The 12,741-nt window shown below is 34.6% G+C and carries 11 protein-coding genes; 2 read left to right on the forward strand and 9 right to left on the reverse strand.

Features of this window, described 5'->3' with window-relative positions:
- Positions 1-76: 76 nt before the first annotated feature.
- Together ACNQF9_RS08080 and ACNQF9_RS08085 are read left to right on the forward strand one after the other, a co-directional pair.
- Positions 77-1,123 (forward strand): alkaline phosphatase D family protein, encoded by a 1,047-nt coding sequence (locus ACNQF9_RS08080; protein WP_417960041.1) that lies wholly within the window; start codon positions 77-79, stop codon positions 1,121-1,123.
- Positions 1,124-1,158: 35 nt separating this feature from the next.
- On the forward strand, positions 1,159-2,817 hold the full coding sequence (locus tag ACNQF9_RS08085) for a M1 family metallopeptidase (RefSeq protein ID WP_417960040.1): 1,659 nt from the start codon (positions 1,159-1,161) through the stop codon (positions 2,815-2,817).
- A gap of 131 nt (positions 2,818-2,948) precedes the next feature.
- Here ACNQF9_RS08085 and ACNQF9_RS08090 read toward each other — a convergent pair whose 3' ends face one another.
- The 9 genes from ACNQF9_RS08090 to ACNQF9_RS08130 all read right to left on the reverse strand — a co-directional run bounded on the left by ACNQF9_RS08090 (position 2,949) and on the right by ACNQF9_RS08130 (position 12,717).
- The gene (locus ACNQF9_RS08090; RefSeq protein WP_417960039.1) at positions 2,949-3,824 is read right to left on the reverse strand and encodes a sugar phosphate isomerase/epimerase family protein; all 876 of its coding nucleotides are present in this window, start codon (positions 3,822-3,824) and stop codon (positions 2,949-2,951) included.
- A 19-nt stretch (positions 3,825-3,843) separates the two neighbouring features.
- Positions 3,844-4,737 carry a hydroxypyruvate isomerase family protein gene (locus ACNQF9_RS08095; protein WP_417960038.1) on the reverse strand — a complete coding sequence of 298 codons (894 nt, stop codon included), beginning with the start codon at positions 4,735-4,737 and terminating at the stop codon, positions 3,844-3,846.
- Between the two features lie 9 nt (positions 4,738-4,746).
- On the reverse strand, positions 4,747-5,985 hold the full coding sequence (locus ACNQF9_RS08100) for a nucleoside permease (RefSeq protein WP_417960037.1): 1,239 nt from the start codon (positions 5,983-5,985) through the stop codon (positions 4,747-4,749).
- Positions 5,986-6,041: 56 nt separating this feature from the next.
- Positions 6,042-6,776 (reverse strand): 3-keto-disaccharide hydrolase, encoded by a 735-nt coding sequence (locus ACNQF9_RS08105; protein WP_417989992.1) that lies wholly within the window; start codon positions 6,774-6,776, stop codon positions 6,042-6,044.
- Between the two features lie 37 nt (positions 6,777-6,813).
- Complete coding sequence (locus ACNQF9_RS08110) at positions 6,814-8,271, reverse strand: Gfo/Idh/MocA family protein (protein WP_417960035.1); 1,458 nt, start codon at positions 8,269-8,271, stop codon at positions 6,814-6,816.
- A gap of 86 nt (positions 8,272-8,357) precedes the next feature.
- Entirely contained in the window at positions 8,358-8,732 is a 375-nt protein-coding gene (locus ACNQF9_RS08115; protein WP_417960034.1) for a c-type cytochrome, read from the reverse strand.
- A gap of 17 nt (positions 8,733-8,749) precedes the next feature.
- Positions 8,750-9,802, reverse strand: coding sequence for a sugar phosphate isomerase/epimerase family protein (locus ACNQF9_RS08120; protein WP_417960033.1), 1,053 nt, complete (start codon positions 9,800-9,802; stop codon positions 8,750-8,752).
- A gap of 37 nt (positions 9,803-9,839) precedes the next feature.
- Positions 9,840-11,003, reverse strand: a complete 1,164-nt coding sequence (locus ACNQF9_RS08125; RefSeq protein WP_417960032.1) for a Gfo/Idh/MocA family protein — start codon at positions 11,001-11,003, stop codon at positions 9,840-9,842.
- 10 nt (positions 11,004-11,013) lie between these two features.
- Complete coding sequence (locus ACNQF9_RS08130) at positions 11,014-12,717, reverse strand: GMC oxidoreductase (protein WP_417960031.1); 1,704 nt, start codon at positions 12,715-12,717, stop codon at positions 11,014-11,016.
- Positions 12,718-12,741: the final 24 nt, after the last annotated feature.

Consider the following 12,741-nt stretch of genomic DNA (forward strand, 5'->3'; position numbering starts at 1 on the left):
AAACTTAAGATTTTTTAGCTTGTTATACCTTCGCTAAAATATTCGATTTAAAAAATAATTTCAATCTCCACTTCCCATGAAAAAGACATTCCTTATTTTTAGTTTTTTAGGATTTTTTAGTTGTAAAACTTACGACACTACAAATTTAATTCAATCCCAAAAAAACATAAAAAATGAATATTATACCATTGCTTTTGGTTCTTGTGACAATCAAAAAATTAAAAATGAGCTGTGGACCAGCATAGATTACAATAATCCGTCAGTTTGGATTTGGGGAGGTGATAATGTATATTCTGATACCGAGGATATGAGTTTTCTAAAAAGAAATTATGAAATTCAAAAACAAGATGCTGATTATCTCAAGTTCATTGAAGACAAAATCGTATTAGGAACATGGGATGATCATGATTATGGTGCTAATGATGGCGGTCAAGAATATCCTTTTAAAAGACAAAGTCAACAGTTGCTATTGGATTTTTTAGATACTTCAAAATATGCTCCTGAGCGAACGAGAGATGGCGTTTATAATACTAAAACTATTCTTGTAAATGGGAATAAAATAAAAGTTATTGTATTGGATTCCCGTTTTTTTAGAACAGCATTGACTAAAGCCACCGATTTAAAAAAACGTTTTCAACCTAATAAATATGGAGAAGGAACTATTTTAGGCGAAGCCCAGTGGGAATGGTTACAAAAAGAACTTGAAAATTCTGAAGCCCAGTTTAATGTGATTATCAGTAGCATTCAGTTCTTATCAAATAAACATGGTTTTGAAACTTGGGGAAATTATCCACATGAAGTGGACAAACTGGAAAAATTGATTGTTTCCACTAAAGCAAAAGGTGCTTTTATACTTTCTGGAGACCGCCATATAGCCACTTTTTCTTCAAAAAATGTTACGGGTTTATCCTATCCGTTAGTAGATTTTACCTCGAGTGGATTGACGCACACCTATACTTCATTTTCTGGCGAAGAAAATCCTTATGTAAAAGGAGAAGTTATCAAAGATATAAATTTTGGTATATTAAAATTTGACTTTAAAAACAATAAAGTGATAATGGAAATAAGAGGAAAAGAAAATAAATTAATGCAAGAATTTATACAAATCTATCCTGGAAAATAAATTTAGACGTTATATTTGTTCAAAAGGAATTTGCTATGAAAAAACAGTTATGTATTATTTTTATATCGCTTATCATATTTAATGGGAGTAATGCCCAAGGTCTATTGGATAAAAAAGAGGAAATATTTACCCGACAAGATACTTTACGAGGTAGTATTACTAAAGAAAGAGCATGGTGGGATGTAAAAAATTATCATCTTGATATAAAAGTTAATCCCGCTGACAGTACAATTATAGGTTCAAATACCATAAAATATCAAGTGCTGCAAGATTACAACAGTATGCAAATTGACTTACAAAATGCTATGGAAATTTATAAAGTCATTCAGGATGGTAAAGTTTTAAAATACAGAAGAGAAGGAAATGCTTTCTTTATTGAATTAATCGCCCCTCAATCAAAAGGAGCGATAAAAGAGTTAACGGTTTTTTATGGAGGAAAACCAAAAATTGCAGTAAATCCACCTTGGGATGGAGGAATCACTTGGAAAAAAGACAATAATGGGAATCCTTTTATTGCTTCTTCCTGTCAAGGTTTAGGAGCCAGTGTCTGGTGGCCAAACAAAGATCATATGTATGACGAAGTGGATAATATGCTCATCAGTGTAAATGTTCCAAAAAATTTGACGGATGTTTCCAATGGTCGTTTGGTAAGTATTAAACAGCTCAAAGACGGGACAAAAACCTATAATTGGTATGTGTCAAATCCTATCAATAACTATGGTGTAAATATAAACATAGGAGATTATGTTTCGTTTTCAGAAAAATATAAAGGAGAAAAAGGAAATTTAGATTGTAGTTATTATGTTTTGAGAGACAATTTGGCGAAAGCAAAAAAACATTTTCAAGATGTTCCAAGGATGCTAAAAGCTTTCGAACATTGGTTTGGACCGTATCCATTTTATGAAGACAGTTATAAATTGGTTGAAGCGCCGTATTTAGGAATGGAACATCAAAGTAGCGTAACCTACGGAAATGGTTTTCAAAACGGCTATAAAGGAAGGGATTTGAGTGGAACGGGTTGGGGATTAAAATTTGATTTTATTATTATTCATGAATCAGGGCATGAGTGGTTTGCCAACAACATCACCTATAAAGATATTGCCGATATGTGGATTCACGAGAGTTTTACAAACTATTCAGAAAGTCTATTTGTAGAATATTATTATGGGAAAGATGCTGGATTTGAATATATCCGAGGGACCAGAAAGGGAATAAACAATGATAAGCCGATTATAGGGAACTATGGGGTAAACAGCGAAGGTTCAGGAGATATGTATCCAAAAGGAGGTAATATGTTGCATACTTTACGCCAAATTGTTAATAATGATGAAAAATGGAGAGATATATTAAGAGGTTTAAACAGTACATTTTATCACCAAACTGTTACTACAAAACAAATTGAAGATTATTTAAGTCATCAAGTTGGAATCGATTTATCAACAGTTTTTAATCAGTATTTAAGAGATACCAGAATTCCAACATTAGAATATTTTTTCAAGGATAATCAAGTGGGTTATCGCTGGACAAATTGTGTAACTGGTTTTAATATGCCAGTAAAAGTAACGCTGAATGGAAAAGAAGAATTGCTACAACCAGAAACGGAATGGAAGAATACTCCATCAAATACTGAAAATTTAAAATTACAAGTAGACAAAAACTTTTATGTAGCCAGTTTTAATATTACGGAGTACTAACAACAATATAATTCCTCATTTCATAAATATTTTCATTTTTTTTAAAGAAATAAAATGTTACTTTCAAATTATAGAAGAGTAGTAATAAAAAAGGGATACTTTAATATCCCTTTTTTTTTATTTAAAAATATTTAGATTAAGTTTTTCTTAATGTAGTTAAGACTGGTTACGGCCGATTCTATTGGATTTGGTTTATAGTTGGATTCGTGTTCCAAAAAGAAACGTTTCATTCCTGCAAGTTCAGATTGTGCAAAAATCGATTTGAAATCAATTGTTCCAGTTCCTATTTCGGCATTCCAATCGGGATTAACTTTATCCATATCTTTTACATGCCACATAGAGAAACGTCCGGGATATTTTTTGAATAATTGCAACGGATCATTTCCAGAACGAACGACCCAGTACAAATCCATTTCAAAATCAACTAGATTTTTATCCGTTTCATTTAATAAAATCTCATAACCATTCGTTGACCCAAATTTTGTGAATTCAAAATCATGATTGTGATAGGCTAATTTTAAACCTCCAGCTTTGCAAAGTTCTCCAACTTTATTTATTTGTAAAGCTAGTTTTTTGTAATCATCACCACTTTTTCCACGCAATTCTGAAATTATATAAGGAACTGTTACATATTCACTTCCTAAATGATTGGCTGTTTCAATATAGGATTTTACGATATCAGTTGAGCCATCTTTAATCATAGCGTTAAAATCGAAATGATTGCTAGTAGCTTTTAAAGCGTTATCATTTAGCATTGATTTAAAATCCTTTACTGAAGTTCCAAAAAAGCCTTTGTCTACCGAATAACCAAAAGTTTCTACTTCTGTAAATCCAGCTTTTCCTACTTGAGCTAAAACTCCTTTAACATCTTTAGGTAATGTATCCCGTAGTGTCCATAATTGAATCCCAATGGCTCTCTTTTTTAAGTCAAAAGCAAATGAAGGAGCAATAGCTAATGCGCCTAATGCTAAACCAGCATTAATTAAAAATTCTCTTCTTTTTATCATGGGTTATTTTTTAGATTAGTTAAATATCACAAATTGCAATAGCCTGTTTCAAAGAAGCGAGTTTGTCTGGGTTTTTAGGTACAAATTCTTGACCTACATAACCTTTAAAACCAGTTTTTGCAATTGCTTTCATTATTGCGGAATAATTTAGTTCTTGTGTATCATCAATTTCATTTCGACCAGGAACGCCGGCGGTGTGAAAATGTGCAATGTATTGATGGTTGTCTCTTATATTTCTGATCACATCACCTTCATCAATTTGCATGTGGTATATATCGTAAAGCAACTTGAAGTTTTCAGAATTTAAGCGTTTCGCCAATTCCACTCCCCATGATGTTCTATCACATTGGTAATCTATATGATCAATCTTGCTGTTTAATAATTCCATTACTAGAATAACATTATGTTTTTCAGCTAGTGGGATTAGTTTTTGCAAACCAGTAATACAATTATTCCAACCTTCTTCATCTGTTATTCCTCTTCGGTTTCCACTAAAACAAATTAGATTTTTATACCCTGCTTTTGATACTAGCGGAATCATTTCAGTGTATTTTTTTATTAGAATGTCATGGAATAGAATGTCATTGAAACCATCTACTAAATTAATTTCGGCACCGTTGCACATAGTAGAAACAAGATCATATTTCTGTAGCATTGGCCAATCTTTAGGACCCACTAAATCAATCCCGGTAATTCCCATCTTTTTGGATTCGATACAAAGTGTCTCTAAAGCGATATCATTAAAACACCACCGAGAAACGGAGTGATTTATATTTCCTTTCCATTTACCCAATTGTATTTCTGTTTCATTTTTTGGCATTGCGAAAGCAGAAAATCCACAAGGAATTCCCATAGCAGCAGTTCCGGCTAATATTCCTTTTATGGCAGATCTTCTATTTAGATTCGTACTCATTTTTTATCTTTATGCTGCAGAAGATGTTTCTTCTACTTTGTTTTTTTCATTGAATAAAAGAGCAAAAAGTAAGAACACTGCTAAAGCAATTCCAGCAGGAATAATCCATACCATCTGCCAGTTTACAGCACCATCTGCCAGTTTATAATTATCTGTTATCCAACCTGCAACAGCAAAACCTATTAACATACCAACTCCGTAAGTCGCTAAAGTAATTAAGCCTTGGGCTGCACTCTTGTATTTTTCTCCTGCTTTTGAATTGGTATAAATTTGACCAGAAACAAAAAAGAAATCATAACAAATACCGTGTAAAGCAATACCTATAATAAGCATGAAACTTAAATCATCTCCATTACCATAAGCAAATAAAACATACCGAATTGCCCATGCTAACATCCCAATTAAAATCGTTTTTTTGAAGCCAAAACGGGTAAAAAACACAGGAATCAATAATAAAAACAAGGCTTCAGATATTTGTCCTATTGCCATTTTTCCTGTTGGATTTTCAACACCCGCTTGCGTTAAAAAGAGATTAGCATTTTGATAATAAAAAGCAAGAGGAATACAAATTAGAATAGATGAAACAAAAAATATTGCAAAGTTTTTATCTTTTAATAATTTTAATGCATCAAGACCTATTATATCTCCAATTTTTATTTTTTCACCACTTACTTTTGGTGGCGTTTTTGGTAATGAAAAGCTAAATAAACCTAATATAAATGCTGCAATACCTGCTAGTAGAAAGGTGTTTTTAAGTAAGCCTGAACTTATTCCTTCGGTGGAATCCCAATGAAAGAAATAACTTATTGAAAGTCCCGCAATGATCCAGCCAATTGTCCCCCAAACTCTAATATTAGCAAATTCTTTTTCCGGATCTTTCATTTGATTGAAAGAAACTGAATTGACTAATGCTAATGTTGGCATGTATAAAATCATGTAACTCAGAACGTAAGTATAAAACATCCCAACTTCTTCCGACTGATACATCTGATACATCAAAAATGCACCAATAAGATGAAGTATTCCTAAAATTTTTTCGGCATTAAAATAACGGTCAGCAATTAATCCTATAATAAAAGGTGCTATGATTGCGCCCCATGATTGTGTTGAAAAAATTGCAGCAGTTTCTGATCCTGATGCTTTTAGATTATTCCCCAGAAACGTACCCAGAGTTACAAACCATGCGCCCCAGATAAAAAATTCTAGGAACATCATGATAGATAATTTAATTCGAATAGTGGTATTCATTATTTTTTTGGTTAGTTATTTTGGTAGTTACTATTTTAGTTACTAAGTGGTTTGAATTACATTCCGTTTTCGCAGCCTGTAGTTATATTCATCGAATTCCATTCTTTTATCATAATGTTTCTAAACCAAACATTGTCACCATGGTCTTGTAATGCAATTTTGCCTTTTTTGAAACCAGCAAAACCTGGCCATGTTGCAAATTTACTTCCTGCAACCAAAGTTTTAAAATTAGCATCCCAAAGTGTCGTTTCAACTATTTTTACTCCGTTCAATAACATGGTTAGCTTTCCGAACTTACATACAATATCTACCGAATTCCATTCCCCGACTGCTTTTACAGGTTCTGAAGAACTTTTGATTAAATCATATAAATCTCCTGCTCGGTGTTTTTCAATTTTACCATCAGGATGACCGTCGTTATCCAATACTTGCATTTCTAGACCGGTTTCATAAGTGTTTTTGAATTTTGTTAAATCCTCGTTTACATAGAAAATAACTCCGCTGTTTGATTTAGCTGCAACTTTCCATTCTAATTTCAGATGAAAATTTGTGTATTCTAAGTCGGTTACTAAATCCCCACCTTGACCTTCTTTTGAAGCTGTAGGATCAAAATGCAACACACCTTCTTCTACTTTCCATGCTGAACCAGCAACTGCTTTTCCATAAGAATGCCATCCTGATGTAGTTTTACCATCAAATATCGATTTAAAACCTTTGGGTAAAACTGCTTGAGCATTAGTCGTTTGAATCATTATGATAAGTATTAATGAAATACAAATATTTTTAATCATTTTTCTGTTTTTTAATATTTATTAATTGAATGGTGGATTATAACGTTAATGCTTTCCAACCTTGACGATATTCTCGTTTTACAAATTGATTTACTTCATCAAAATTCGTAATTCTCATTTTGTCATTATCCCACAATAATTTTGCAGAGCGTCCAGGATATACCTCTTCACCAAGCTCATCTCGCTTAATATCATATCCTCTAATTGCTAAATTTGCCATTAACAAAGCTTCCGTTAATGGACCTGCAATTTCGAAAGGAGAGCTAAGTTCTTTTTTTCCATAACCAGCTATAGAAGCTTCAATCCATTGCTTGTAATGCCCATCAGCACCATCTTTTACACGGGCATATTTTTGAGCAACTTTTAGATTTTCATTTTTGCTAAGAGGTAGCAAACGAGGATTTAATCCATAGGTATCACACATCATTTTCCCTTTTGTACCAGTGAATAGTGTTCCATTTCCACCATCTCCAAAAATTTCATTTGGCCCTAATTCAGAAGGTCTTTCCGGTTGAATTCCTCCATCCATCCAGTGTACTGCAATATCACCATTTGTTTTTTCTGTTTTTGGAAATGTTAACGTTACGTGACTTGAAGGTGGGCAACTCTCAGGAAAATAGCCTCTTTGAAATTCGTCTACATACACCGAACCAATACTACACTGAACATCTTTAGCATATTTAAGGTTTAACACACTAAATGGAGCTTCAAGTAGGTGACAACCCATATCTCCTAAAGCACCTGTTCCGTAATCCCACCATCCGCGCCAGTTAAAAGGCACTAATTTATTTACATATTCTTTATAAGGAGCCGTTCCCAACCACAAATCCCAATCTAATTCTTTAGGAATAGCTGCTTTATTGGCTGACCAAGGAATACCTTGCGGCCAAACTGGACGGTCTGTCCAAGCATGAATAGTGTGAACATCACCTATTAAACCCGCTTCATACCATTCTTTCATGATTCGGGTACCATCGTTTGAGGCACCTTGGTTTCCCATTTGGGTTACCACCTTATACTTTTTGGCAGCTTGAGTCAAAATACGAGCTTCGTAAATATCATGAGCCATTGGTTTTTGTACATACACATGCTTTCCTAACTGCATTGCTGCTAGAGCCTGAATAGCATGGTTATGATCAGGAGTCGATACAGAAACGGCATCGAAGTTTTTATGCTCTTTATCTAACATTTCGCGCCAATCGGTATAAAATTTAGCTTTAGGAAATGCATTTACACTAGAAGCTGCTCTTCTAACATCAACATCACATAAAAATGAAATATCGGCTTTCCCACTGCTGGCAAACATTGCTATATCTGACTTTCCTTTTCCACCAACACCTATACTAGCAATTGATAAACGATCACTGGGAGCAATAAATCCTCTTCCTAAAACATGACGAGGAACAATCATAAAGGCAGCTGCAGCTATCGCAGTAGTTTTTATAAAATCACGACGGTTATTTGTAATTTTATTTGCTTCTTCTTTTTCTTTCATTTGAATATGGTTAGTTAGTAGGAATAAAATGGGGTAATACAGGAGGTATCTTTATACTTTCGTTAAAAGACATACACACATCAAGATTATTTTTTTAAAGTTAAAATATATTTTGACATTGATTTTGCATCATCTTTTTTTAGAGATGCATGCGCAGACATAGGAATTGCTCCCCAAACTCCAGACCCACCTTTAATTATTTTACCGGATAAATAATTAATATTTTTGTCGTTGAGAGGGTATTTTTTTGCAATATCTAAATAGGAGGGACCTATGAGTTTCTTATCCATTTTGTGACATCCCACACAATCAGATTTAGCTATTAATTTTTCCCCATCGGAAATTTGTTCCATGGTCTTGGATACTTTAGTCGCTTTTATATAGTTAGTATCTAAATTATCACTAGTGAATGAGGTTAAGCCAATTAATGCAACCCCAAAAAATAAATATTTAAGTTTCATTTTACAGTATTTAAGTTTTATAATCCTAAGTTTTTTCTATTAAAAGCTTGGTTGGTCTCTACGGCAGCAAAATCATCAAATGCTTTATCAGTAACTTTTATAATATGATTTTTTATAAATTGAGCACCTTCACGTGCGCCATCTTCTTGGTTTTTAATGCAACATTCCCATTCCATAACGGCCCAACCTTTATAATCATATTGTGCTAGTTTGCTAAAAATAGTTTTAAAATCAATTTGACCATCTCCAGGAGAACGATAACGACCTGCACGGTTTATCCAGCTTTGATACCCTCCAAAAGTTCCTTGTTTGCCTGTTGGATTGAATTCAGCATCTTTTACATGAAATGCTTTTATTCGTTCATGATAAAAATCAATGTATTGAATGTAGTCTAACTGTTGTAATACAAAATGTGATGGGTCATATAACAAACACGCTCTGGAATGATTATTCACCGCCTTCAAAAACATTTCATAAGTCTCTCCGTCAAACAAATCTTCTCCGGGATGTATTTCATAACAAAGATCGACCCCATTTTGATCAAATTCGTTTAAAATTGGCAACCAGCGTTTGGCTAACTCTGCAAAACCATCTTCGACTAAGCCCGGTGGCCGTTGAGGCCAAGGATGAAAATATTGCCAAAGTAAAGAACCACTAAAGGTGGCATGAGCATTTAAACCTAAATTTTGGGATGCTTTAGCTGCATATTTTAATTGTTGAACAGCCCATTCTTGTCTGGCTTTTGAATTTCCATGGACGTTTACCGGAGCAAAAGCATCAAAAAAATCATCATACGCTGGATGAACAGCTACTAACTGACCTTGTAGATGAGTAGATAATTCTGTAATTTCTAAACCGTAAGAAGCAATTGTGCCTTTAAGTTCTTCCGCATAGGTTTTACTTTCTGCTGCTTTTTGTAAATCTATAAAACGGGTATCTAATGTTGGCATTTGAATACCTTTAAAACCCAAATCAACTGCCCACTTACAAATCCCATCTAAGGAATTAAAAGGAGCTTTGTCACTAATGAACTGGGCTAAAAATACTGCGGGACCTTGTATTGTAGTCATATTATAATTTTGTCTAAACTTTTATGAATTGCTATTTTTATAAAACGAATGGCGTCCATTTTACATCCGATTGTGATGATGCCACTACGTTATCAATAAAAGCCATTCCTCTAATCCCATCTTCAACAGAAGGAAAGTCTAACATTTCAGGTGTTGGCCCTTTATCTTCTAATTTACAACCAAGTGTTAAGGCAAAATTTCGATAGATATTTGCAAAAGCTTCTAAATAACCTTCTGGATGACCTCCTGGTGTTCTGCAATTATGAGTAGCAAATGAAGATAAATGCGCACCGTAATTACTTCCGGCTCTCAAAATTTGAGTTGGCTCATCCAACCATCTTACTATTAAAGTGTTTGGATCATGTTGGAACCATTCGATACCTCCCTTTTCACCGTAGATTCTAATTCGCAAAGCATTTTCTTCACCTGCGGCTACTTGTGATGCCATCAAAACACCTTTTGCACCGTTATCAAACTTCAATAGCACCGCTCCGTCATCATCCATTATGCGGCCTTCAACTAATGTATTCAATTCCGCACAAACATCGGTAATTTTAGCACCGGTAATATATTCAGCTAGATGTGCTGCATGCGTTCCGATGTCACCCATTACGGAACTTTTACCTGATTTAGTTGGATCAGTTCTCCAAGCCGCTTGCGCATTACCTTCTCTTTCGGATAGTTTACTCAACCACCCTTGCGGATACTCTACCCAAACTTTTCTAATCTTACCTAGTTTTCCTTCTTTAACCATTGCTTTCGCTTGTTTCACCATTGGATAACCTGAATAAGTATGAGTTAAACAAAGAATTAATCCTGTTTCTTCTACTTTTTGTTTCAATAGTTTTGCTTCTTCCAATGAAAAAGTCATCGGTTTTTCGATTACAACGTTAAAGCCATATTCCAAAGCCATCATTGCAGGTGCAAAATGAGCAAAGTTTGGAGTAACAATCGTGACAAAATCGATTCTTTCGTCAGCAGGTAAGGCTGCTTCAGCTTTAATCATTTCATCATACGTTAAATACGTTCTTGATTCGGGAAGAAACAATGCTTTTCCTGATGCAATAGCTATTTCGGGTCTAATACTTAATGCCCCGCATTTCAATTCAATTAGGCCATCCATATTGGCGGCTAAACGGTGAATAGCACCTATAAAGGCATCTTGACCACCACCTACCATACCCATTCTTAATTTTCTCATACTGATGAACCTATATATTTCCTTTTTTTAATTGTTTGACCGCATAATCACAGGCACGTGCTGTTAATGCCATAAATGTCAATGAGGGATTTTGACAGGCGATTGATGGCATACAAGAACCATCAGTAACAAATACGTTACTTACTTCATGCATTTGATTCCATTTATTTAAAACGGAGTTTTTAGGATCATTTCCCATTCTGGCAGTTCCCATTTCGTGAATAGCCATACCAGGATAGCAGTCATTATCATAGGTTTTTACATTTTTGATTCCGGATGCTTCCAACATTTCGGCAGCATCATTCATCATGTCCTCGCGCATTTTAGCTTCATTCTCTTTATACTCACAATCAATAGCCAAAACAGGTTGTCCCCATTTATCTTTTTTGTTGTGATCGATATAAACCTTATTTTCATAATATGGTAACATTTCTCCAAAGCCCCCTAATCCCATACTCCATGAATCTGCAGGAAGTGACATGCTGTCTTTAAAATCGCCACCGAAAGCTAATTCAGCAACTTCCTTATGCCATAATCCTCTGCTAGCGCCTCCTTGATATCCAAAACCTCTTAAATAATCTCTTTTATCAGCACCTACATTTTGGTATCTAGGAATATAAATACCATTAGCTCTTCTTCCGTAAGTATATTTATCTTCAAAACCTTCGGCAGTTCCTTCAGCACCACAACGAAAGTGATGGTCCATTAAATTATGTCCTAATTGTCCACTGGCATTACCCATTCCTTCCGGATGCGCTTCTGACGTTGAATTCAATAAAATAAATGTAGAACCTAAAGTAGAACCATTTACAAAAACAATTTTAGCATAAAACTCCATAGTTTCATTTGTTTCTGCATCTATCACCATAACCCCTTTTGCTTTTTTGGTGTCTTTGTCATAAATGATATGATTCACAATAGAGTAGGGTCTTACAGTTAGTCTATTGGTTGCCATTGCAGCTGGTAAAGTCGAAGATTGCGTACTAAAATAAGCACCAAACGGACAACCACGACTGCATAAATTTCTATATTGACAGCTGCCACGTCCTTTGTGAGGTACTGTTAGGTTTGCTGTACGACCAATAGTAAGAATACGGGTTCTGTTGTAATGTTTCTCCATTCTCTCTTTGACCGATTTTTCGACACAGTTCAAATCCATTGGAGGCAAGAATTTTCCGTCTGGCAAAAGAGGCCAGTTTTCAGCTTGACCACTAATTCCAGCAAATTTTTCTACATAATCATACCATTTGGTAAGGTCTTTATAACGGATAGGCCAGTCATTACCATAACCATCTTTAGCGTTATCTTCAAAATTGTGATCACTAAATCGGTAACTTTGACGACCCCACATCAAAGACTTTCCACCAACATGAAATCCTCGGTACCAGTCAAAACGTTTGTCTTCAGTATAGGGGCATTCTAAATCATCTACCCACCATTTTTCAGTAGCTTCATTGTATGGATAATCCCGTGTTTGAACCGGATGTGTTCTTTTTTGTTCTTCGGTAAGTTTACCTGCATGTTCAAACTCCCAAGGAGCCTTCATTGCTGATTCGTAATCTGTAATATGTTCAATGTTCATACCTCGTTCCAGCATCAAAACTTTCAAACCTTTCTCCGTAAGTTCTTTTGCTGCCCAACCACCACTGATTCCTGATCCTATTACAATAGCATCATATGTGTTTTCCTCTTTTAAATTGGTATTTATATTCACGTGTTGTATTTTTATTTTTTAAAG

The organism is Flavobacterium amylolyticum, from assembly GCF_048284335.1.
Lineage (GTDB): Bacteria > Bacteroidota > Bacteroidia > Flavobacteriales > Flavobacteriaceae > Flavobacterium.